Origin of the sequence: Amycolatopsis orientalis (genome assembly GCF_000943515.2) — a bacterium.
Taxonomy (GTDB): Bacteria; Actinomycetota; Actinomycetes; order Mycobacteriales; family Pseudonocardiaceae; genus Amycolatopsis; species Amycolatopsis orientalis.
In genome coordinates this window covers 535,391-557,474 of sequence record NZ_CP016174.1, presented here as the reverse complement: position 1 = coordinate 557,474, position 22,084 = coordinate 535,391, and the positions used below count along the sequence as shown (strand labels likewise).

Genomic DNA, 22,084 nt, shown 5'->3' with positions numbered 1-22,084 from the left:
TCGCGGGCGGGCGTTTTCTGTCGGGGTGCTGTGCGAAGCTTCCGAAGGTGGACGGCACGGCGGAATCCGGCAAGGGCCGGCGGCTTCTCGACCGCGCGACGGCGGGTATCCCGGCTTCGCTGTACCCGGTCACCCATGTGGCCGAACTGCCCGCCCGTCCGGCGGAGGCGGTGGACTGGCCGGAGTGGGTCGCGACTCCGGTCGTCGAGGCGCTGAGGGTGAGCGGCGTCGAGACGCCGTGGCGGCATCAGGCCCAAGCCGCGTCATTGGTCCGCGAAGGCAGGCATGTCGTCATCTCCACCGGCACGGCGTCGGGCAAGTCGCTCGCGTATCAGCTGCCGGTGCTTTCGGCGTTGGTCGAGAACGAGCGGGCTTCGGCGCTGTACCTGTCCCCGACCAAGGCGCTCGGCGCCGACCAGTTGCGCGCCGTGTCCTCTTTGGACATCAAGAAGGTGCGCGCGGCGTCGTTCGACGGCGACACGCCACTCGAGGAGCGGGACTGGGTCCGCGCGCACGCGAACTGGGTGTTCACCAACCCGGACATGCTGCACCGGGGGATCCTCTCTTCGCACTCGCGCTGGTCACGGTTCTTCCGGCGGCTTTCGTTCGTCGTCATCGACGAATGCCACAGCTACCGCGGTGTCTTCGGCTCCCATGTCGCGCTGCTGCTGCGCAGGTTGCGGCGGGTCGCCGCGTACTACGGCGCTTCGCCGGTCTTCGTCCTCGCGTCGGCGACGACGGCGGACCCGGCGGCGTTCGCGGCGAAACTCTCCGGGCAGGAATGCGTCCCGGTCACCGAAGACGGCTCGCCGCGCGGCGCCCGCACGGTCGCGTTGTGGGAACCCCCGCTGTTGTCGGAACTTTCCGGCGAGAACGGGGCGCCGGTGCGGCGCTCCGCCGGAGCCGAGGCCTCCCGGATCCTCGCCGAGCTGGTCATCGAGGGTGCCCGCTCGCTGGCCTTCGTCCGGTCACGGCGGGGCGCGGAACTGACCGCCCTCGGCGCTCGGCGGATTCTGTCCGAAGTGGACAGTTCGCTGGCGGAGTCCGTCGCCGCGTACCGGTCCGGTTATCTGCCCGAGGAGCGCCGCGCCCTCGAAGCGGCGTTGCTGTCCGGGCGGCTGCTCGGCGTGGCGACGACGAACGCGCTCGAACTCGGCGTGGACATCGCGGGCCTCGACGCGGTGGTGCTGGCCGGTTATCCCGGCACGCTCGCGTCGTTCTGGCAGCAGGCCGGGCGGGCCGGGCGCGCGGGTGACGCGGCACTGGTCGTGTTCGTGGCCCGCGACGATCCGCTGGACACCTATCTCGTGCACCATCCGGCCGCGATCCTGGACCGGCCGGTGGAAGCCGCCGTCCTCGACCCGTCGAACCCGTATGTACTGGCACCGCAGCTGGCCTGCGCCATCGCCGAACTCCCGCTGACCGAACCGGAGGTCGCGGCCTTCGGCGGTGACGCGGCACGGGCCGTACTCGCCGATCTGGTCAAGGAGAAGATCATCCGGCGCCGGACGAGCGGCTGGTACTGGACTTCACGCGACCGGCCGCACGCCGACGTCGGCATCCGCGGTTCCGGCGGCGAGCAGATCGCCGTGGTGGAGGCCGATTCCGGACGGATGCTCGGCACCGTCGATCCAGGATCCGCCTGTTACGCGGTGCATCCCGGCGCGGTGTACCTGCACCAGGGTTCGTCCTACGTGGTCGACGAACTGGATCTGGAAACCGGGCTGGCCCTGGTGCACGCGGAGGATCCGGACTGGACCACGTCGCCGCGCGAGATCGTCGACATCAGTGTGCTGCGCACCGAGGAGACCCGGGTGCACGGCGGGGTCACGGTGAACCTCGGCGAGGTGTCGGTGAGTTCGCAAGTGGTCGGCTACTTGCGGCGGCGCCCCTCGGGGGAGGTGCTGGACCAGACTCCGCTCGACCTGCCGGAGCAGAGCCTGCACACCCGCGCCGTCTGGTACACGATCTCGGCGGACCTGCTCGGCCCGTCCGGGGATCCCGGCGGTTCCGATGGCGTGGCGGGGACCGGGGGCCATCGGCCGGGGACCGAAGTTCTGGAGCCGGTGGGGACCGGAGGCTCCAGGGTGGGGACCGAGGATCTTGGCAAGGCACCGAGGACGTGCGCCGAGTTGGATCCGGCGCGCGTCCCCGGTGCCCTGCATGCCGCCGAGCACGCGGCGATCGGCCTGCTACCGCTGTTCGCTACCTGCGACCGCTGGGACATTGGCGGGGTGTCGACCGCGTGGCACGAGAACACCGGGGAGGCGACGGTGTTCGTGCACGATGGCCATCCCGGGGGTGCGGGATTCGCCGATCGCGGGTTTGCCGCAATTGTCCCTTGGCTGGCCGCAACGCGGGAGGCGATCGTTTCCTGCGAGTGCCCGGCCGGCTGCCCGTCCTGCGTCCAGTCGCCGAAGTGCGGGAACGGCAACGATCCGCTGGACAAGGCAGGGGCAGTGGCCGTTCTGGACACCGTGCTCGGGGCTTTGCGTCAGCACGGGGACCGGTCAGGCCACTTGGTGGTGTGAATCGATATGGCTTGAAATTGTGGGTTGATCAGGCGGCGGTGGTCAGGGTCGCCACGGGGGCGGTGGCCTTGTCGCCGGCCAGCGCACGCACGAGCACGTCGTGCACCTCGGCGGCCTCGGGCAGCTGCCAGCCCCAGACCTCGGGCTTGACCCGCCAGTGCACGACACCGTGCTGGAACGGCGACGGAGGCAGCGGGATGTAGTCGTTCGCGCCGTGCCACTGGATCGAGGCCTGCGCGGCCAGTTCCTGCGGGATGCTCGCGGCGACGGTGGTGAGGAACAGCCAGCGGCCGTTCGGCATCGCGACGATCGGGGCCGGGTGACCGGTGGCGCGCAGCAGGCGGGCGGCCCGCTTGCCGAGCTCGTCGTCAACCTCGATGGCGTCCAGCACGGTGCCGGTGGCCACGAGCAGGCTGTGGGTGTCGTCGCCGAACCAGGTGGCGACCTCGTGCGGGTGGGTCTCGATCAGTTCACGCCAGTTGTCCTGGGCCGGGACGGGACGCCGCCAGGTGAGGTCGTCACCTTCCGGGGTGATCGCGGCGGGCTCCGCTCCCGGGAGCACCGGCCAGCCACGCCACGCGAGGCCGATCGCCTCCGCCCGCATTTCGATGCGGAAGGCGCCCCGCCAGCTGTCCGGCCAATTCGCGTCCAACATTACTGTCCCTGCCTCAGGTCAACTCTGTCCTGTGTCTGTCCTGTGCCGCGCCACCCGGCGACCTTCTCGAGGTGGCGCACATCTCAATAAACGGCAAGTTGCACATCGGGAGAAGACCTCACGCGACAACCGGCGGTTACTTAGCGATGAACGCGCGGTAGCCCGACAGGACGGACCGAACGCCGCACGTCCGATGAACGGGCGGACGCGACCGGTTCGGCACCGTTCGTCGCAGCCGAGCAGGGCATCTCGTCGTCGTGACCCCGCTCACAGGGGAGTCGCCTGACCGTTCGGCGGGGCGCTGATCATGACTTCGACCGCTCGCCGCGCACCAACGACCGCTGCTCGCGCCCGGCGGTTACTCACCCGTACTACCGGCCGGTCACCGCCGGGCGACCGTTCACCGTGCGACGCCCGTCACGGTGGCCGGCCGACCGGACCGGCCCGGGCGCGCGCCTCCGCCTGACCGACGTCCCCCAGGTGGCCGGGCACCGCCGATCGCACCTCGACCAGCGCGTCGCCTCGCTCCCATCGGCAGGTCAGCAGCGTGACCGACATCCGGACGGTGACCTGGCGGGCCCGTTCGCAGGCGGCGGCGGGACCGTCGGCCGAGTGCGAAGCCGCGGCGAGCGCGGCCAGATCGGCGGCGGCCTCGGTGTGATGCCGGGTCGCGACGGCCGCGCCCATCCAGAAGGTGAACGCCGCCACGGAGATCAGGACGGCGAGGATCGAGGCCGTCCACGCGGTCGCGACCCCGCGGTCGTCCGCGTTCATGGCCCGCCACCGGGCTCGGCGGCCGGCTCGGCGATCGCGAAGGCGCGAGAACGCAGCCGGATTCCGGGCAGCAGTCCGGCCACCGGTTCGGCCTCGACCCCGGCGGTGATGGCGTCCCCTTCGCGGACGACGTCCAGCCGGGCGCCGGGTGGCGCTATCTCCCGAACCGCCTGTTCGGCACGGGCGGGTTGGCCGCGGGCGAGGAGCCGGGCCGCCTCGCGGGCGGCGTCGGTGCAGCGGAGCTGATCGGCGGCGACCCCGATCCCGGACAGCAGCAGGGCCGAGACGAACGTCAGCGCGCCGATGCCGAGCGCGGCCTCCACCGTGACGGACCCGCGGTCGCCGCCGGGCATCAGGACTTCACCGACAAGGCCCGCTCGATGAGCGCGGTGAGCCCGGCGACGACGGCCTCGCCGTTGACGATCAGGTAGAGGACACCGGCCAGTGCCGCCGCGGCCAGAGTGGCGATGGCGTATTCGACCGTCGCCATGCCGTCGTCCTCGCCGAAGGTGGGGAACTTGCTCATGGATTCGCCTTTCGCTCAGAGGAAGCCGTCGAGACGGCCGGCGAGGCCGAGCACGACGGGCAGGACACCGAGGCAGAGGAACGCGGGAAGGAAACAGAGACCGATAGGCGCGGCCAGCAGCACTCCGGCCCTTTCGGCCCGTTCCTCGGCTTCGGCGGAAAGCGACTCGCGCAGCCGGGACGCGAGATCTTTCGCATGCGCCGCCAGCGCGGTGCCCGCCCTCGCGGTGCGCACCGCGGCGACGGACAGTTCGGTCAGGCCGGGCCGGTCACGGACCGGAGCCCAGGCTTCGGCGGGTCCGGCGCCCACGGCGAGATGCGCCGCGACCGAACGCAGCGCCGTCGCGGTCGCCGACGACGCCGAGGGCGCGACGGCTTCGAGCGCGACGGGCACCGGGAGCCCACCGGCCAGACAGGCGGCCAGGAGATCGAGGATGGCCGCGGAGCGGAGGAGTTCTGAGCCGCCCTTGTCCCGGGAGGTCCGTTCCCGGAGCCAGGTGAGGAGACGTCCCGGCCGTGCGGCGACCCAGGGGCCGTGGCGTGGCCAGCAGCAGAGCGCGGCGCCCAGCAGGATCAACGCCGTTCCGGTCAGCATGGCGCCACCCGCCCGGTGAGTGCCCGGCACCAGGCCGTACCCGCCCAGATCAGCCCGGCGCCCACGACGAGCAGCAGCCGGCCGGCGCCCGTTTCGGTGAGGACGCGGACCGGGCCCGCCCCCATCGCCTCGCCGAGCGGCAGGCAGACCAGCGGGAGGACCGCGAGCACGGCGGCGCTCGCCCGGGGGCCTGCCATCTTGGCCTTGAGACGGCGGCGGAAACCGGCCTCCGCCTCGGCGTCCCGGCGCGCGGCGTCGAGCACGTCGGCCATCGGGAGCCCGTACCTGCTCGCGAGCGCCCACGCGTTCGCCAGCGCCGGTGGCGCGCCGGGATCGGCCGTCCCGCCGAGCCGGGCGGCCGCGATCAGCCCGCGCAGCCGTCCGGACGCCGCGGGCACCGCTTCCGCCGCGGCTTCGGCCGCCGTCACCGGATGAGCGCCCGCCCGGAGTTCACCGATCATCGTCCGCAGCACGGACGCGGTGAGTTCGGCTTCGGCCATCGCCGCCTTCGCCCGTGCCCGGTGCCGGTGCTCCTGGCGAACGGCGAAGGTGAGCATCAGCGTCGCCGTCGCCCAGCCGAACCCGAAAACCGGCAGGACGAGCACAGCAGGCAACAGCCACCAGCCCGCGCGAACGGCCCGCGGAAGGCGCCATGAGAACGGGGTGCCCGCCACCGGTCTCGGCCAGCAGGCCAGCCCGGCGCCACAGGAAAGGAGGAACCACGGGTTCACGCCGCCATCTCCTCGAACGGTGTCTCGTCGCCGATCCAATGGCCCTGGCTCCACACCGGGACCACCTTGGCCTCGCCTCGGAACGAACGCAGCACGCCGACCTCGTCCAGCCGCCGGATCCCGCTCGGCAGACGGCGCATGTGCAGGACGACCCGCACCGCCGCGGTCAGCTGGCTGTGCAACGCGTCCCGTTTCAGCCCGCCCAGCGCGGCCAGCGCCTCCATCCGGGCCGGGACCTCCGACGGCGAATTGGCGTGCAGGGTGCAGGCTCCGCCCTCGTGCCCGGTGTTCATCGCGTTGAGCAGCGCGCAGACCTCTTCGCCCCGCACCTCGCCCACGACCAGCCGATCCGGGCGCATGCGCAACGCCTGCCGGACCAGTTCGCCGAGTCCGATCTCCCCTGCGCCCTCGACGTTGGCGGGGCGGGCGATCAGGCTGACGAACTGCGGATGGTCCGGTTGCAGTTCACCGGCGTCCTCGACACAGACGATGCGTTCGGCCGGGGACACCGCGCCGAGCAGCGCGGAAAGCAAGGTCGTCTTGCCCGCCCCGGTCCCGCCGGACACGAGGAACGCGAGCCGTCGGCGGAGGACCGAATCGAGCAGCTCCGCGCCACTGGTGCCGAACGCCCCGCGCAAGCGCAACGCGGCGAGGTCATGGGTGGCCGGACGCAGCACACGGAGCGAAAGGGAGGTCCCGGCCGGCGCGATCGGCGGGAGGATCGCGTGCATCCGGATCCGGCCGTGCGGTCCCACTCCCGGCAGCCAGCAGTCGGTGAAGGGCTGCGCGTCGTCCAGCCGCCGTCCGCCGGCGAGGGCGAGCCGCTGGGCCAGCCTGCGGACGGCCTCTTCGTCCGCGAAACGGATCTCCGTCCTTTCGAGACCTTGTCCGGTGTCGGTCCAGACCTCGTCCGGCGCGGTGACGAGGACGTCGGTGGTGCAAGGGTTTTCGAGAAGCGGCGCGAGTGGCCCGGCGCCGACGAACTCGTCGCGGGCCAACCGCACCGCTCCGAGGACGGCGTCCTGCCCGAGCGCGCCGCCCGCTTCGGCGCGGACCGCCCGCGCGACGCTCACCGGATCCGCCGGGACGGCCGATCCGGCCAGCCGCCGCCGGACCCGCTCCACCAGATCGTCGCTCATCGCGGCACTCCGGCCGGATTCCCGTGCGCGGCCGCGAGGACGTCGGCGGCGGCCGAGGCCAGTTGCCCGCGATGCTTGAGGACGAACTCGCCGCGGTCGAGAGCTGCCGACAGGGACCGCTCACGGCCCATCGACGCGATGAGCGGGGCGCCGACGGCGTCGGCGATCTCTCGCGGGTCCAATCCGGCGGGAGACGGCGTGCGGACGGCGACCCCGATCCGTGTCGCCTGAGGTTCGAGCCTGGCGAGGACCTGTCTCGCCGCGGCGCAGGCGCGGAGTTCCGCCGGGACGACGACCACGACCAGATCGGCCAGTCCGAGCACCGTGGCCGTCTCGGCACCGAAATACCTCGGCAGATCGCAGACGACCGTCCGCCCCGCCCGCCGTCCGGCGTGCAGCACCCCCTCGATCGCGGCCGGATCGGGACCGCGGCCTTCCCGGCCATAGGACACAAAGGACAGTGCTCCGGTCGCGTACCGTTTCCGCGGCAGGGCTTCGCTCAAGGCCGTCATGGACACCCGGCCGCCGAGGTCGAGTTCCGGCCAGCGCGGCCCGCGATCGCGTTCGGCGGCGAGGAGGACGTCGATGCCGCCGCCGAGTGGATCGCAGTCGACGAGTAGCCCGCCGCTCCCGGACTTCTCCGCCCGGTACGCGACGGCGGCCGCCAGCACGGAGGCCCCGGCTCCGCCCCGCCCGCCGATCACGCCGATGACGACGCCGTCGTCACGCGCGGGCCCGTCGACGACGTCCGCGAACGCGCCGATGAGGTCGCCTTCCTCGTCCGGGAGCGAAAGGACCTTCTCCGAACCGGTGTTGAAGGCACGTTCCCAAGTCAACGGTGTCGGCGCGCCCTTGCAGACGAGCAGGACCTTGTTCCGCCGCAGCAACTTGCTCGGTGTCCTCGCGGCTTCTTCGTCGAGTACGACGAGTGGCGCGCGGGCCCACCTCCCGCGAGCGGCGGCCAGATCGGGTGCGCGTTCGACCTCGCAGCCCGCCGCCGCGGCCACGCGCAGGATCTCGTCGAGCAGGACGTCGTCTCCGGCGACGACGAGCGGATGTTCCTCGGCCATGACTCCCCCAGGGGTTCGGTCGGACTCGGTCTGTGACTCCACGGTCGCGCCGCGTCCGCTCTCGCACAACGCCATTCCCTCCCGCCTGTGGACAACTGGGGTGTTGTGGACAACTCCGACGGCGGAAACCCATTTCCCACCGTTTCCGTCGGACCCTTCTGGCACACTTTCCGGCTTTCCACACCGGGCACCTTTTCTCGTTTCTCCACCACGAAAGGCACGAAAAAGGTTGCGAACAAAGGGCAAATGGCGAGCCCGGTCTGATTCGGCCTTGACTCGACGAAGTTTCCGCGACCGACGAGATCTGAACCTTTGGCAGGGCGGGAAAATAAGAGGGCGGCCCTCGCCAGGGGGGAGGGACGAGGGCCGCCTGGGGTTCAGCCCCGGGGGGTCGGACTGAACCTGGGCCCGGTACAAGACCGGACATTCTCACTGTAACTCCGGTACCGGCCCGTTGCGGCGGACAGCGGTACCCACAATTCGGTAACGGCACGACGCGCCGGATCCTGTTCGCGGTCGTGAATTTTCCACCGTCGTATCCCGATCGTGGTCGACCAACGGGCGAGCCGCCCTCCGGCTCTCCTATCCTTGGCGAGTGGCCCAACCCAGCACGACACCGAGCCCGGTCGCGGCGTTCTTCGATCTCGACAAGACGATCATCGCGTCCTCGAGCGCGCTGGCCTTCAGCAAGCCTCTATTGCGCGAAGGCCTGATCAACCGCCGAGCCGCGCTTCGCAGCGCTTATGCCCAGCTCGTCTTCTCTCTCGCGGGTGCGGACGCGGCGAAAACGGAACGGATGCGGGCCGAGGTTTCCGCGCTGTGCACCGGATGGGACGTCGCACAGGTGTCCGCGATCGTCCGCGAAACGCTGCACGACGTCGTCGACCCTCTCGTCTACGCCGAGGCCGCCGAACTGATCTCCGCGCATCGCGCCGACGGTCACGACGTCGTCGTGCTTTCGGCGACCGGCGAAGAGGTCGTCGCCCCGGTCGCCGAAATGCTCGGCGCGACACGGAGTGTCGCCACGCGGATGCAAATCGTCGACGGCCGCTACTCCGGCGAAGTCGATTTCTATTGCTACGGCGAGAACAAGGCCGTCGCCGCGAAGCAACTCGCGGCGACCTACGGCTACGACCTCACGCAATGCCACGCGTACACCGACTCGAGCACCGACATCCCGCTCCTCGAAGCCGTCGGAAGGCCGCACGCGGTCAACCCCGACCGCGTCCTGCGCAAGCACGCGACCGAACAGGGCTGGGAGATCCTCGCGTTCGAGCACCCGATGTCGCTGCGGACCCGGATCCCGGCCCGCTCGGCGGGTCTCGTGGCGCTCGGAGCGGTCGCCGCGGGCGCCACCTGGTACGGCTACAACCGGCGCAAACGCACTCGCTGAGCGCACACCCACACGGCGGTACCGGACCGGTTTTCGCAGCCAGGGCCGCGAATTGTCCGTCGCGGAGGGTGCCCGTGTCACTAGATCGAGCCTCTGTACCGGTGCACCCGTCTGCGCACTTGAAGTGACCCGGCTCACGGCGTAGAAAGTAGGTGCGGACGTTCGGTCGGCCAGGGAACAGGTAGAAGAGAAGCCTGTTCCACCCCGGCGAATCTCCGTGTGCGGACACCGGGTACCCACGCGCAGCGCGCCGCGGGAGGCTCGTCGTCTAGGGACTGCGTACCGGGACGCCGGACGCCGAGTCCATGAAGGTACGACCAGAGTTGCACGCTTGGTCGCCCGAGTGGTCCGCACTGACTGGCGGCGCCCGCCGGCTTCGGCCGACGGGCGCCGCCAGTGTTTTGCCCGTCTTTCCCCGTCGTGACCGGTCCGATCACGCACGGCAGACGCCCCCGTTTCCCGTCGTGACCGGCCACTTCGCGTCCCTTTGTGTATGAACGGTCCGATCGCGGGGGTGGCTGATGGACAAGCAAAGTGCTCGTGGGTAGCTTCCGGATATCAGTGCTTCCGGGTGGACTTCTTTCCACCTGAGAGTCAGGCACGAATCTGGGAGGCTTGAGGTGACGACCCGAACCGCGCACGCCCGTCATCGGAGGATCCATGCGCTCGCCCTGCCCCTCGCGGGTCTGCTCACTCTCGCCGCTGGAGCCGCGGCGGGCGTTCCGGCCACCGCGCAGCCGGTGACGGCGGACGCGGAAGCACAGCGGACGCTGCGCGGGCTGAGCCTGGAGGAGAAGGTCGGGCAGCTGTTCGTCACGTGGGTGAACGGGAAGTCCGCCGACGAGGTCAACGCCAAGAACAAGGCCGACTTCGGAGTGGACACCCCGGCGCAGGTGATCGAGAAGTACCACCTCGGCGGCGTCATCTACTTCAACAACGACAGCCGCGACAACTTCGACGACCCGGTACAGGTCGCCAAGCTGTCGAACGGGCTCCAGCGGGCCGCCGTACGCAGCGGCGCCCGCATCCCGCTGCAGATCGCGACCGACCAGGAAGGCGGCACGGTCACCCGGATGGGTTCCCCCGCCACCGAACTGCCGAACGCGATGGCGATCTCGGCAGGCCGCGACACCGCCGCCGCGCAGGAGGCCGCGCGGATACTGGGCCACGAGCTGCGCGCCGTCGGCATCAACCAGGACTTCGCGCCGGACGCCGACGTGAACTCCAACCCGGCGAACCCGGTGATCGGCGTCCGTTCCTTCTCCGGCCGCCCGGAGCTGGCGAGCCAGTTCGTCGCGGCACAGGTGAAGGGCTTCCAGGACTCCGGCCGCCGCACGGAGACCGTGTCGGCCGCCGCGAAGCACTTCCCCGGTCACGGTGACGCGGCCACCGACAGTCACCTCGAACTGCCCCGGATCGACCGGAGCGAGGCCAGCTGGCGTGCGACCGACGTGCCGCCGTTCAAGGCCGCCATCGAGGCGGGCATCGACTCGATCATGAGCGCGCACATCCAGTTCCCCAGCCTCGACCCGTCGGGTGAGCCCGCGACGCTGTCGAAGCCGATCCTCACCGGCAAGCTGCGCGGAGAACTCGGTTACCGCGGCGTCGTCGTCACCGACTCGCTCTCGATGGACGCCGTGCGCGAGATGCACACCGACGCGGAGATCCCGGTACTGGCGCTCAAGGCGGGCGCCGACCAGCTGCTCATGCCGGTGAACCTGGACCTCGCGATCAACTCGGTGCTCGACGCGGTCCGCAAGGGCGAGCTGACCGAACGCCGCCTCGACGAGAGCGTCCTGCGGATCCTCAAGCTCAAGCTGGACCGGGGCATCCTGACCTCGCCGTTCGTCGACCCGGCCAAGGTCGCCTCGAAGGTCGGCACGCCGGCGAACCTCGCGACCGCGCAGGGCATCGCCGATCGCTCGGTCACCGCGATCCGCAACGACGGTGGCGTCCTCCCGCTCAAGCAGCAGCCCGCGAAGACACTCGTGACCGGCTGGGGCGTGAGCACGACGGCGTCGCTGGCCGCGAAGCTCACCGCGCACGGCACGAGCGCGACGGCGCTGCAGACCGGTCAGACCCCGACCGACGCGCAGATCGCGCAGGCGGTCGCGGCGGCGCAGAACGTGGACCTGGTCGTGGTGCTGACCAACAACGTCGGCACGTATCCGTTGCAGGGCAAGCTGTTGCAGGCGCTGGCCGGCACCGGGAAACCCGTGGTCGCCGTCGCCGCGCAGATCCCTTACGACGCCGGCTACGAGAACCCCGTCAAGACCTGGCTCGCGACGTACGGGTACATCTCGCCTTCGCTCGAGGCGCTGGCGAAGGTGCTCCTCGGGAAGGTGAAGCCGCAGGGCAAACTGCCGGTGGACGTCCCCGCGGGCAAGGACGTGGGCACGGTGAAATACCCCTTCGGACACGGGCTGACCTGGTGAACCTCAACCGCCGTCACTTTCTCGCCGCGGGCGCGCTCGCGGTCCCCACGCTGACGGCCGGGTCCTCGGTCGCGCAGGCCCAGGCGCCAAGCGAGAGCAAAGGTCCCCCGCTCACCCGCACCGGAGCGGACGTCCTCGCGGCGCGGGGCTGGGCGCCGCTGTCCGGCCGCAAGCTCGGCGTGCTGTCGAATCCGACGGGTGTGCTGGCGAACGGCGATCACATCGTCGACTCGATGGTGGCCGCCGGAGTCCGCCCGCTCGCCGCGTTCGGCCCCGAACACGGTTTCCGCGGCAGCGCGCAGGCGGGCGGTTCCGAAGGCGACTACACCGACCCTCGCACTGGCGTCCCCGTCTACGACGCGTACGGCGCGGACGCGACGAAGCTCGCCGGGATGTTCACGAAGGCCGGCGTCGACACCGTCGTGTTCGACATCGCCGACGTCGGCGCGCGGTTCTACACCTACATCTGGTCGCTGTACACGGCGATGGTCGCGGCGGCCAGGGTCGGCGCGGCCGTGGTCGTGCTGGACCGGCCGAACCCGTTGGGCGGCAAGGCCGCCGGGCCGATGCTGGACCCGGCGTACGCGTCGGGGGTCGGCCGGAAGCCGATCGTGCAGCAGCACGGCATGACCGTCGGTGAACTCGCACGGTTCTTCGCCGCCGAGTTCCTGCCTGCCGAAGGGGTCACCCCGGGCAGACTGGAGATCGTCGAGGTCCGCGATTGGCGGCGTGACCAGCTCTTCGACCGCACCGGGCTGACCTGGGTCCCGCCGAGTCCGAACATGCCGACGCCGGACACCGCGCTCGTCTACCCCGGCACCGGGATGTTCGAAGGCACCGTGTTCTCCGAAGGCCGCGGGACCACCAGGCCGTTCGAGATCATCGGCGCGCCGGGCCTCGATTGGCGCTGGCGCGAGAAGCTCGGCGAGCTGCGGCTTCCCGGCGTGAAGTTCCGTGAGGCGTACTTCGTGCCGACGTTCGGCAAGTTCGTCAACGAGCCGTGCGGCGGTGTGCAGGTGACGATCACGGACCCGCGGGCGTTCGACGCCATCCGCACCGCGGTCACCATGTTCGTCACCGCGAAGCAGGTGCATCCGGACAAGTTCAAGTGGCGGCCCGACAACTTCCTCGACAAGCTCTCGGGTTCCGACAGGCTGCGCACGATGGTCGACAAGGGCGCCGGGGTGGACGAGATCGTCGGGTCCTGGCAGGCCGAACTGGCCGAGTTCGACCGGAAACGCCGTCGCCATCTCATCTATCGCTGAGGGGAACGACCGTGCGTGTTAGGAAGATCCTGATCGCGGCTGTTTCCGTCCTGGTCGCGGCGACCACGCTGTCGACGGCGGGAGCACAGGCGATTCCGGGTACCGAAGACCAAGGAAACCGCGCGGCCGGGCGGTTCGACAGGCCGCGGGTGGGTTTCGCGCCCGCGTCCACCGTCCTGCGTGACGGCGCGCCCGCGGACGTCGGGCTCGACCCGGCGCCGATCGAGGCGGCCGAGCGGTTCATCGACGGCTGGACGAAACCGGACGCCACCGGGCATCCACACTTCTCCGGCGCGGTCGGGCTGCTGGCGCACGACGGCGTGATCGTCGAACGCCAGGCCGTCGGCGGCGCGGTCCGCTACGCCGACGCGAACGGCACCGAGCTGCCGCCGGAGCAGCAGGTCCCGATGCGCGCGGACACGATCTTCGACATGGCTTCGATCTCGAAGCTGTTCACCTCCATCGCGGTGATGCAGCTGGCCGAGACCGGCAAGCTGGAGATCTCGGCGCCGGTGGTGCGGTATCTGCCGGAGTTCGGGGTGAACGGCAAGGAGTCCGTCACCGTCCAACAGCTGCTCACCCACGTGTCGGGGTTCGCCGCGACGCCGCTCCCGTCGCTGTGGGAGGGCTACCCGGACATCCCTTCGCGCCGGAAGGCCGTCCTCGACAGCCCGCTGAAGAACCCGCCGGGCAGTACGTACCTCTACTCCGACATCAACCTGCTGACGCTCGGCTTCCTGGTCGAGAAGGTGGCCGGAGCGCCGCTGGACAAGGTGGTCCAGGACCGCATCGCGGCACCGCTGGGCCTGGCCGACACCGGGTACAACCCGCCGGCTTCGAAACTGGCCAGGGTCGCGGCGACCGAGTACGCCGCGAAGCCGCCGCGGGGGCTCGTGCGGGGCGTGGTCCACGACGAGAACGCGTGGTCGCTGGGCGGCGTCGCCGGGCACGCGGGCGTGTTCTCCACGGCGGCCGACATGGCCGTGCTGGCGCAGACGATCCTCAACGGCGGCGCGTACCGCGGTCAGCGGATCCTGCGCGAGGAGACCGTGCGGGCGATGCTGACGAACTACAACCACAAGTTCCCCGACAACGCCCACGGGCTCGGCTTCGAACTCGACCAGCCCTGGTACATGGGCGCCCTGTCGGCGCCCTCGACCGCCGGGCACACCGGGTTCACCGGGACGTCCTTGGTGATCGATCCGCTCTCGCGGTCGTTCGCGATCCTGCTCACCAACCGCGTGCACCCGACGCGGACCTGGGGCTCGATCAACCTCGCCAGGGAGACGTGGGCGAGTTCGCTCGCGAAGGCGATGGCGGTCCGCCCGGTACGCGGGCGGGACGCCTGGTTCAGCGGAGCCGGAGATGTCTCCACAGCCACGCTCACGACCCGCCCACTGCGGACCTACGGCGGGCCGCTGAAGGTCTCCTTCGATGCCTTCGTGGACACCGAAGGGCCCGCTGATTCGCTTTTTCTGGAAATAAGTACCGACGACGGAGCGACCTGGAAAACGATTACTCTGCGTGCAAACGGACCAGGGGCTCCCGCGGGTGACCAGACCGGTCTCGGCGGGCATGGCCATCGGGCGTGGTGGCGGGTCGCCGCCGAAGTGCCACAAAGCTCACAAATCACCCTCCGCTGGCGTTACACGACCGATGCTCGTTACACCGGGCGCGGAATTTCTTTGGACGGTGTGAAAGTCACTGAACGCGGCCACATACTGCTGGACAGTGAGCATAATCCCCCTACTTTCGTCGCTACCGGTTGGAAGTTGAGCACTAGGTAACCGGACAGCTCCGATGCGGTGACCGTACGGCCCCGTTGACCGGGACACAGCCCCTTGCATCGCGACACTAAGTTGCCAAGTCGTTAGCTCGACCTCGTTAACGGCCTCGACCTGGTTAGCGACTTTCTGGTCAACGATTAATCGCAAATCGAATCCGCAGACACGGATAGGTTGCGATCTTCCCGAAGGGTGTGGGTAGCCTTGTCGCAGATGCCAACGGTTAGTAACTTTCCCACGGTGGGCGATACCGATTCCGTAATCGCGGCCGCACCGTCCGAGGCCGTGCCGGCGCAGCCGACACGGGACGCTGACGCGAGCCCGCTTGTCCGGATCCGCTCACTTCTGCCTGGGCTCGCCCGGGCGGAGCAGCGCGTCGCGAAGGTCGTCCTCGACGACCCGGCGACGGTCGCGCGGCGCAGCATCACGGAGGTCGCACTCGCGGCCAACACCAGCGAAACCACCGTCACGCGGTTCTGCAAGGCCGTCGGCGTCGGGGGTTATCCGCAGCTCAGGATCGCCTTGGCGGCCGACACCGCCCGCACGGAGGCCCGGTCGAGCCGGAACCTCGGCGGCGAGATCGGCCCGGAGGACGACCTGGCCGCCGTGATCGGCAAGGTGAGCTTCGCGGACGCCCGTGCCGTGGAGGAGACCGCCGACCAGCTCGACATCCCGTCGCTACAGCGGGTGATCGATGTCCTGGCAGGCGCGGGCCGGGTGGACGTCTACGGCGTGGGCGCGAGCGCGTTCGTCGCCGCGGACCTGCAGCAGAAGCTGCACCGCATCGGCCGGGTCAGCTTCGCCTGGTCCGACACGCACATCATGCTGACCTCGGCCGCCGTGCTGAGCCCCGGAGACGTCGCGATCGGCATCTCCCACACGGGCGCGACCACGGACACCGTCGAGGCGCTGCGGGTGGCTCGCGAGCACGGCGCGATCACCGTCGCGGTCACGAACTTCCCGCGTTCGCCGATCACCGAGGTCTCCGACCACGTGCTGACCACGGCGGCACGGGAGACGACGTTCCGTTCCGGTGCGACAGCCAGTCGCATCGCACAGCTGACCGTCATCGACTGCCTGTTCATCGGTGTCGCGCAGCGGCACATGGACGCGTCGGTCAACGCGCTCGACGCGACCAGGGACGCGGTGGGTTCGCACCGGCTGGGCGTACGGCCCGACGGCAGGCGACGGCCGCGGGAAACCGGCAAATGAGCGAAAAAGTGAGGCGCATGATGACCGTCCCACGCCAGGTGGTGCACGTCGATTCGCCAACCGAACAGCGCAATCCACGGACGACCGACATCGACCTGATGTCGACCATGGGCATCCTCGGCGCGATCAACGCCGAGGACCGCCGGGTCCCCGAAGCCGTCGCGGCCGTTCTGCCGCAGGTGGCGCGGGCGGTCGACTTCGCCGTGGAGGCGCTGCGGTCGGGGCACCGCGTGCACTACTTCGGGGCAGGTACCTCCGGCAGGCTGGCGACGTTGGACGCGGCGGAACTCGTGCCGACGTTCAACGTGCCCTCCGACTGGTTCATCGCGCATCACGCGGGCGGCGCGCGCGCTCTGCGCCAGGCCGTCGAAGACGCCGAGGACAACGCGAAGGCCGGGGCCGCCGAGGTGGCCGAGGACGTCGCGCCCGGTGACTTCGTGCTGGGGCTGACGGCTTCCGGCCGGACGCCCTACGTGCTCGGCGCGCTGGCCGCGGCCAGCCGTCGCGGTGCCCGGACAGCCCTGGTTTCGGGCAATCCGGCCGCGGTGACGCCGCCCGGTGTCGATGTCCTCATCGCGGTGGACACCGGCCCGGAAGCGATCGCCGGGTCGACGCGGATGAAGGCGGGCACGGCGCAGAAGATCATCCTCACCGCGTTCTCGACCGCGACGATGATCAAGCTGGGCCGGACGTACTCGAACCTGATGGTCAGCATGCGCGCGACCAACGCGAAGCTGCGCGGGCGGACCATCCGGATCCTGCGCGAGGCCACCGGGATGAGCATGGCGGACTGTTCCGACGCGCTCACCGAGGCCGACGGCGACCTCAAGGTCGCGCTGGTCCATCTGTTGTCCGGCGAGGACGTCGCGAACGCGGCGAAGGCGCTGGCGGCCAGCGATGGCCACGTACGCAAGGCTCTCGACTCCCTGCGGGTGCGCGCGAGCTGAACCAGTACCGATTGCCCATCACCTGCTCATCTGCTTAGGCTCTCAGGTATTCACGACTGAGAGGCCGGGTGGTCATGAGCACCGGCGGACGAACCCGTTCATCCCGACGCCTCGCGCTCACGCGACGCGAACGGGCGTCCCTGGCCGGAATGGCTGGATTCATCCTGCTGCTGAACGTCGTGGGCTGGGGGGTCCTGACGCTTTTCGTGGCGCCGCGCGGCTATGAGCTCGGCGCCACGGGTGTGTTCGGGGTCGGCCTCGGCGTAACCGCTTTCGTGCTCGGGATGCGGCACGCGTTCGACGCGGACCACATCGCCGCGATCGACAACACCACCCGCAAACTGATGGCCGAGGGGCAGCGGCCGCTTTCGGTGGGTTTCTGGTTCTCCCTCGGGCATTCGACGATCGTCTTCGCCCTCTGCCTGCTGTTGTCGCTCGGCGTCCGCGCGCTCGCCGGCGCCGTCGAGGACGACTCGTCGGCGTTGCACCGGGCGACCGGGCTGATCGGGACGTCCGTCTCGGCGGTGTTCCTGTACCTCATCGGGATCATGAACCTGGTGGTGCTGGTCGGCATCGTGAAGGTGTTCCGGCGGATGCGGCGGGGCGAGTTCGACGAAGCGGCGCTGGAACGGCAGCTCGACAACCGCGGCTTCATGAACCGGCTGCTCCGTGGCGCCACGAAGGCCGTGCGCAAGCCGTGGCACATCTACCCGATCGGCGTGCTGTTCGGCCTCGGTTTCGACACCGCGACCGAGATCAGCCTGCTGGTCCTCGCCGGTGGCGCGGCCGCGTTCTCCCTGCCCTGGTACGCCATCCTGGTGCTGCCGATCCTCTTCGCCGCGGGGATGACGCTGTTCGACACCGCCGACGGATGCTTCATGAACTACGCGTACGGCTGGGCCTTCGCGAGGCCGGTGCGGAAGATCTACTACAACCTCACCGTGACCGCGCTTTCCGTCGCGGTCGCGCTGCTCGTCGGCACGATCGAGCTGATCTCGATCCTCACCGAACGATTCGGCATCACGACCGGACCGCTCGCGGCGATCGGGGCGCTGAGTCTGGACTACGTCGGCTACGCGGTCGTAGCGCTCTTCGTGCTCACGTGGCTCTTCGCGCTTCTCGTATGGCGCTTCGCGCGGATCGAGGAGCGCTGGTCGGCCCACCTGCCCGCCGAGTAGCCCTCTGACCTGCAAAAAGAGAGCAAGGGACCTTTGCTATCGCTTATTTAGCGTACCTACGCTAACGATAGCAAAGGTCCCTTGCTATCACTTTTGATCAGGCGGGTTGAGGCGCCGCAGCCCGCGAAGGGACCGAAAGCGCGAAGGCGAGCAGAGCGACGAAGGCGGCAGCCGGACCGACCCACCAGACGCCCGCCGACGACAGGACGACGCCGCCCAGCGCGGCACCGAGGGCCCCGCCGCCGTAGATCGCGGAACCGTTGAGCCCCAGGGCGACCGTCGGCGCGTCAGGCGCCAGCGAGAACAGCCGGTGCTGCTGCGGCACCATCAGCATCCCGCCGAACGTCCCCGAAGCCAGCGCGAGGACCAGGGTGCTGGGCAGGCTCAGCACGGCGACGTCCAGCAGCGCGAACGTCACGACCGTGCCGATCAGCGAGATCGAGCGGACGCGTGCGGGGCCCAGCGAGTCGGTGGCGCGGCCCGCGAAGGCGTTCCCCGCGATCTGCCCGATCCCGAAACCGACGAGCAGCCACGAGATCGTCGCGCCCACCGCCACTGGCGCCACCAGCACCGGCAAGTACACGAAGGCCGCGAAGCCCGCAGCGGTGCCGAGAACGCTCACGCCGAGCACGCGCGCGATCGGCGGCCGCGCGACGACGACGAGCCTGTCGCGCAACGACACCGTCGGCATCCGAAGTCCGGGCAGCAGCGGTACGAGCACCATGACGACCAGCGCCACCGCGCCGATCCCCCACATCACCGCGCGCCAGCCGAACCAGTTGCCCGCCAGCACCCCGATCGGCACGCCGAGCACCATCGACACGCTCATCCCGTTGGAGACCGTGGCCAGCGCGCGGCCGCGGCGCTCGTCCGACGCCAGGGCACCGGCGAGGACATAGGCGTTGGACTGGAACGCGGCGGCGCCCAGTGCGGCCAGTACCCGGGCGACGGCGACCACGGCGAACGACTCGCCGAGCGCCTGGCCCGCCATGCCGATCGTGAACAGCACCATCCCGCCCCCGAGTACCCAGCGCCGGTCGAGCCGTCCGGTGAACGCCGCGATGAGCGGCGAGGAAATCGCGTAGGTCACCGCGAAGACCGTGGTCAGCTGGCCCGCGACGGCTTCGGAGACGTGCAGATCCGCGGCGATGACAGGCAGCAGCCCGTTCATGACGAACCCATCCGTGCCGACGGTGAAGGTACCGACGGCGAGTATCAGAAGAGCCCCCAGAGCGAGCCGATCATTTGATGATCGTCGAATCGTCATACGGGGTATAGTGGCGTGACAATTCGATGCCTGTCAAATAGTTGGAGCGAAGTGAGCAGCACGCTGCCGCAGCCGTCGATCGACGAGATCGAGATCGTGCCGGTACTCCAGGCGCTCGCGGATCCCGTGCGCCTGGAGCTGATCCGCGCCCTGCGAAGCAACCCTTCGCCGCGAAGCTGCGCCATCACCGAATACGACGTCGAGATCAGCGCGCCGACGCTCTCCCACCACTGGAAGGTCCTGCGCGAGGCCGGCCTCACGACGACGTTCGTCGAGGGCCGGACCCGCTGGGTCGAGCTACGCACCGAAGACATCCATAAGCGCTTCCCTGGCCTACTGGACGCCGTCCTCGCCTAACCGCCACTTCGCCGCCAGCTCTCCCGCCGCGCAGACGCCGACGTCGAGCAGATACGGCCCGGCCTGACCGCACCCTGACGAAGGCGCGATCGGCTGGCCGTGGCCCATGCCGTCGATGACGTGCGTGTCGACGGCGGAGCCGGCGTCGGTCCACTGCTCGGCAAGCTCGCGCAGGTTCACCGGGGCGACCGTGTGGTCCGCGGTCCCGTGCCAGACGCTGACCGGCGAACGCGGCCCCGTACTCGCGGCCCGCACCTTGTCACCCCACTGCTCCGGCGTCAGATCCTTGCCGGGATTCATGCACGGATACGCGTCGATCATCGAAGCCGCGCACCCGTACGGCAGCCCGGCGACGACCCCGCCGCCCGCGAACAGGTCCGGATACGCCGCCAGCATCACCGAAGTCATCGCCCCGCCCGCCGACAGCCCGGTCACGTACGTCCGGCTTCCGGCCGCGAAGCGCGTCATCTGCGCGATCGATTCCGCTTCCCCGTATCCGCGTTTGATGTCACCCGCCTGGAACCAGTTGAAGCACTTGCTGAAATTGTTCGTCGAAACCTGTTGGGGCAGAACGAGTTTGAAACGCAACTTGTCCGCGAGCCCGACCCAGCCGGAGCCGCGCGCGTATCCGGCCGCGTCCTGGGTGCAGCCGTGCAGCACGACCACCGCCGGACGGCCGGACGGCAACCCGTCCGGAACGTATTCGAACATCCGCAACGCACCGGGATTGCTCCCGAATCCGGTCACCGGGCGGATCGTCGCCGCCTGCGCCGGAGCCGAAAGGAGAAGGGTCAATGCCGAAACCACCGCGCCGATGAGGAGTTTTCGCATCGTCCGAGGCTAAAACCGTCACCGGCGGGTTTTCCACGTGGAAGACCACCACAGCGGCGAGCGGTTTTGTGTGGTCGCACCGGGTACCGGCAACCGGAAACGCCGCTTATCGTCGGCCGATGCGGCTCTTCCTGGTCCTCGCGACGATGCTGGCCCTGACAGTCCCCGCCGAAGCGTCGGCGAGTGAATGCGCGCAAGTCCGCGTTCCCGGGGCCACGAAACAGCAACTGTCCTGTTTGGACGATCTGACCACCACCGGCACCCTGGCCACCGGGCACACCGTCCAGGCCGATTGGGCGGGTCTGACGTCGGCCGGTTTCCCCGCCCCCAAGGGCGTTCCGGGCATCCAGATCGACGGCTATTTCCCGGACACGTCGACCGCCAACACCGCGCACGGCTGGAACCACGACGCGCAGTTCGTGCTGCGCCTGCCCGACCGCTGGAACGGCGGCCTCGTGGTCTCGGGCTCCCCCGGCGTGCGGCGGCAGTACGCCAACGACCGCGCGATCGGCGACCAGGTACTCGCCGCGGGGTACGCGTTCGCCGCCACCGACAAGGGCAACACCGGCACCGGCTTCCACACCGACGGACGCCGCCCCGGTGACGCGCTCGCGGAGTGGAACTCACGGGTCACACAGCTGACCATCGCCGCGAAAGCCGCCGTGGCCCACCGCTACGGACGCCCGCCGGACCGCACGCTCGCGGCCGGGATGTCCAACGGCGGCTACCTCGTCCGCTGGCAGCTCGAGAACCGGCCATGGCTCTACGACGGCGGAATCGATTGGGAGGGAACGCTTTGGCATGAGGACGGCCCCAACCTGTTCACCTTCCTACCGCCCGCGATCAAGGCTTATCCCGCCTACGCCGCCGGTTCCGAGGTAGCGCACCAAAAGATCCTCGACGCCGGTTTCGCGCCGGGCTCGGAATTCCTGTGGCCGTACCACAACGACGTCTACTGGGGACTGACGCAACGCATCTACCAGGCCGAATTCGATCCGGCGTTCACCGGGGACGATTACGACTACGCCGCTCGCCCGCCGTCTGTCCACCACGCGGTCGAACGGATCTCGCTGACCGGCCGGATCGGCAAACCGCTGATCACCCTGCACGGCACCCTCGACACGCTCCTCCCCATCAGCCGCGATTCCGACGTCTACCGGCGGATGATCACCGAGCAGGGCCGCGCGGGACTGCAGCGCTACTACCGGATCGTCGACGGCAACCACGTCGACGGCCTGTACGACGCGTTCCCGGACAAGCTGAGGCCCATCGGCCCGTGCTTCCGCACGGCGTTCCCCGCGCTCGAAGGCTGGCTCGACGGCGTCCGCCCGCCCGCTTCGGCGACGATCCCCCGCGCGGACGGCGACCTCGCGACCACTTGCGCACTAGGCTGAT

The 22,084-nt window shown here is 69.9% G+C and carries 20 protein-coding genes; 10 read left to right on the top strand and 10 right to left on the bottom strand.

Annotation, left to right across the window (positions count from 1 at the left end; all coding sequences use genetic code 11):
• Positions 1-47 precede the first annotated feature (47 nt).
• Complete coding sequence (locus SD37_RS02720; protein ID WP_044853692.1) at positions 48-2,531, top strand: DEAD/DEAH box helicase; 2,484 nt, start codon at positions 48-50, stop codon at positions 2,529-2,531.
• A 28-nt stretch (positions 2,532-2,559) separates the two neighbouring features.
• Here SD37_RS02720 and SD37_RS02715 read toward each other — a convergent pair whose 3' ends face one another.
• From SD37_RS02715 to ssd, 8 genes are all read right to left on the bottom strand, one after another.
• Complete coding sequence (locus tag SD37_RS02715) at positions 2,560-3,186, bottom strand: bifunctional DNA primase/polymerase (RefSeq protein WP_044853691.1); 627 nt, start codon at positions 3,184-3,186, stop codon at positions 2,560-2,562.
• A 417-nt stretch (positions 3,187-3,603) separates the two neighbouring features.
• Positions 3,604-3,960: an Rv3654c family TadE-like protein gene (locus SD37_RS02710; RefSeq protein WP_044853690.1), complete on the bottom strand. Its 357-nt coding sequence runs from the start codon at positions 3,958-3,960 to the stop codon at positions 3,604-3,606.
• Positions 3,957-4,313 carry a TadE family type IV pilus minor pilin gene (locus SD37_RS02705; RefSeq protein WP_044853689.1) on the bottom strand — a complete coding sequence of 119 codons (357 nt, stop codon included), beginning with the start codon at positions 4,311-4,313 and terminating at the stop codon, positions 3,957-3,959. The genes SD37_RS02710 and SD37_RS02705 overlap by 4 nt, the downstream gene beginning before the upstream one ends.
• A complete protein-coding gene (locus tag SD37_RS02700; RefSeq protein WP_044853688.1) occupies positions 4,313-4,486 on the bottom strand; it encodes a DUF4244 domain-containing protein in 174 nt (57 codons plus the stop codon). Before SD37_RS02700 ends, SD37_RS02705 begins: the two co-directional genes overlap by 1 nt.
• A gap of 15 nt (positions 4,487-4,501) precedes the next feature.
• Positions 4,502-5,080 (bottom strand): type II secretion system F family protein, encoded by a 579-nt coding sequence (locus tag SD37_RS02695; protein ID WP_044853687.1) that lies wholly within the window; start codon positions 5,078-5,080, stop codon positions 4,502-4,504.
• The gene (locus SD37_RS02690; protein ID WP_044853686.1) at positions 5,074-5,811 is read right to left on the bottom strand and encodes a type II secretion system F family protein; all 738 of its coding nucleotides are present in this window, start codon (positions 5,809-5,811) and stop codon (positions 5,074-5,076) included. The genes SD37_RS02695 and SD37_RS02690 overlap by 7 nt, the downstream gene beginning before the upstream one ends.
• A complete protein-coding gene (locus tag SD37_RS02685) occupies positions 5,808-6,950 on the bottom strand; it encodes a TadA family conjugal transfer-associated ATPase (protein ID WP_037318466.1) in 1,143 nt (380 codons plus the stop codon). The genes SD37_RS02690 and SD37_RS02685 overlap by 4 nt, the downstream gene beginning before the upstream one ends.
• Positions 6,947-8,020: a septum site-determining protein Ssd gene (gene ssd / locus SD37_RS02680; protein WP_044853685.1), complete on the bottom strand. Its 1,074-nt coding sequence runs from the start codon at positions 8,018-8,020 to the stop codon at positions 6,947-6,949. Before ssd ends, SD37_RS02685 begins: the two co-directional genes overlap by 4 nt.
• Positions 8,021-8,615: 595 nt before the next feature.
• On the opposite strand from ssd, the gene SD37_RS02675 reads away from it, so the two are divergent.
• The 7 genes from SD37_RS02675 to nicT all read left to right on the top strand — a co-directional run bounded on the left by SD37_RS02675 (position 8,616) and on the right by nicT (position 18,234).
• Positions 8,616-9,413 (top strand): HAD family hydrolase, encoded by a 798-nt coding sequence (locus tag SD37_RS02675; RefSeq protein ID WP_044853684.1) that lies wholly within the window; start codon positions 8,616-8,618, stop codon positions 9,411-9,413.
• Between the two features lie 620 nt (positions 9,414-10,033).
• Complete coding sequence (locus tag SD37_RS02670) at positions 10,034-11,848, top strand: glycoside hydrolase family 3 protein (RefSeq protein ID WP_044853683.1); 1,815 nt, start codon at positions 10,034-10,036, stop codon at positions 11,846-11,848.
• Positions 11,845-13,113, top strand: coding sequence for an exo-beta-N-acetylmuramidase NamZ family protein (locus tag SD37_RS02665; RefSeq protein ID WP_044853682.1), 1,269 nt, complete (start codon positions 11,845-11,847; stop codon positions 13,111-13,113). The genes SD37_RS02670 and SD37_RS02665 overlap by 4 nt, the downstream gene beginning before the upstream one ends.
• A gap of 11 nt (positions 13,114-13,124) precedes the next feature.
• Positions 13,125-14,900 (top strand): serine hydrolase, encoded by a 1,776-nt coding sequence (locus tag SD37_RS02660; protein WP_145926506.1) that lies wholly within the window; start codon positions 13,125-13,127, stop codon positions 14,898-14,900.
• Between the two features lie 210 nt (positions 14,901-15,110).
• Complete coding sequence (locus SD37_RS02655) at positions 15,111-16,109, top strand: MurR/RpiR family transcriptional regulator (RefSeq protein WP_037318479.1); 999 nt, start codon at positions 15,111-15,113, stop codon at positions 16,107-16,109.
• Between the two features lie 17 nt (positions 16,110-16,126).
• Positions 16,127-17,056: an N-acetylmuramic acid 6-phosphate etherase gene (locus tag SD37_RS02650; protein ID WP_044853681.1), complete on the top strand. Its 930-nt coding sequence runs from the start codon at positions 16,127-16,129 to the stop codon at positions 17,054-17,056.
• A gap of 74 nt (positions 17,057-17,130) precedes the next feature.
• Positions 17,131-18,234: a Nickel transporter NicT gene (gene nicT / locus SD37_RS02645; RefSeq protein WP_044853680.1), complete on the top strand. Its 1,104-nt coding sequence runs from the start codon at positions 17,131-17,133 to the stop codon at positions 18,232-18,234.
• A 97-nt stretch (positions 18,235-18,331) separates the two neighbouring features.
• Here the strand turns inward: nicT and SD37_RS02640 are convergent, their stop codons facing one another.
• A complete protein-coding gene (locus SD37_RS02640; RefSeq protein ID WP_044853679.1) occupies positions 18,332-19,501 on the bottom strand; it encodes an MFS transporter in 1,170 nt (389 codons plus the stop codon).
• Between the two features lie 51 nt (positions 19,502-19,552).
• Between SD37_RS02640 and SD37_RS02635 the strand changes: the two genes are divergently transcribed.
• A complete protein-coding gene (locus tag SD37_RS02635) occupies positions 19,553-19,858 on the top strand; it encodes an ArsR/SmtB family transcription factor (protein WP_037318491.1) in 306 nt (101 codons plus the stop codon).
• Here the strand turns inward: SD37_RS02635 and SD37_RS02630 are convergent.
• Entirely contained in the window at positions 19,835-20,689 is an 855-nt protein-coding gene (locus tag SD37_RS02630; protein ID WP_044853678.1) for an extracellular catalytic domain type 1 short-chain-length polyhydroxyalkanoate depolymerase, read from the bottom strand. The two genes, SD37_RS02635 and SD37_RS02630, sit on opposite strands and share 24 nt — an antisense overlap.
• A gap of 119 nt (positions 20,690-20,808) precedes the next feature.
• On the opposite strand from SD37_RS02630, the gene SD37_RS02625 reads away from it, so the two are divergent.
• Positions 20,809-22,083 carry a tannase/feruloyl esterase family alpha/beta hydrolase gene (locus SD37_RS02625; RefSeq protein WP_174567816.1) on the top strand — a complete coding sequence of 425 codons (1,275 nt, stop codon included), beginning with the start codon at positions 20,809-20,811 and terminating at the stop codon, positions 22,081-22,083.
• The last annotated feature ends 1 nt before the right edge of the window (position 22,084 follow it).

Excerpts from the sequence above, each read along its gene's own strand:
- SD37_RS02630 (WP_044853678.1), bottom strand. The coding sequence starts at position 20,689 with ATGCGAAAACTCCTCATCGGCGCGGTGGTTTCGGCATTGACCCTTCTC.
- SD37_RS02710 (WP_044853690.1), bottom strand. The coding sequence starts at position 3,960 with ATGAACGCGGACGACCGCGGGGTCGCGACCGCGTGGACGGCCTCGATC.
- SD37_RS02650 (WP_044853681.1), top strand. The coding sequence starts at position 16,127 with ATGATGACCGTCCCACGCCAGGTGGTGCACGTCGATTCGCCAACCGAA.
- SD37_RS02695 (WP_044853687.1), bottom strand. The coding sequence starts at position 5,080 with ATGCTGACCGGAACGGCGTTGATCCTGCTGGGCGCCGCGCTCTGCTGC.
- ssd (WP_044853685.1), bottom strand. The coding sequence starts at position 8,020 with ATGGCCGAGGAACATCCGCTCGTCGTCGCCGGAGACGACGTCCTGCTC.
- SD37_RS02640 (WP_044853679.1), bottom strand. The coding sequence starts at position 19,501 with ATGACGATTCGACGATCATCAAATGATCGGCTCGCTCTGGGGGCTCTT.
- nicT (WP_044853680.1), top strand. The coding sequence starts at position 17,131 with ATGAGCACCGGCGGACGAACCCGTTCATCCCGACGCCTCGCGCTCACG.
- SD37_RS02685 (WP_037318466.1), bottom strand. The coding sequence starts at position 6,950 with ATGAGCGACGATCTGGTGGAGCGGGTCCGGCGGCGGCTGGCCGGATCG.
- SD37_RS02715 (WP_044853691.1), bottom strand. The coding sequence starts at position 3,186 with ATGTTGGACGCGAATTGGCCGGACAGCTGGCGGGGCGCCTTCCGCATC.
- SD37_RS02655 (WP_037318479.1), top strand. The coding sequence starts at position 15,111 with ATGCCAACGGTTAGTAACTTTCCCACGGTGGGCGATACCGATTCCGTA.
- SD37_RS02700 (WP_044853688.1), bottom strand. The coding sequence starts at position 4,486 with ATGAGCAAGTTCCCCACCTTCGGCGAGGACGACGGCATGGCGACGGTC.
- SD37_RS02625 (WP_174567816.1), top strand. The coding sequence starts at position 20,809 with ATGCGGCTCTTCCTGGTCCTCGCGACGATGCTGGCCCTGACAGTCCCC.
- SD37_RS02705 (WP_044853689.1), bottom strand. The coding sequence starts at position 4,313 with ATGCCCGGCGGCGACCGCGGGTCCGTCACGGTGGAGGCCGCGCTCGGC.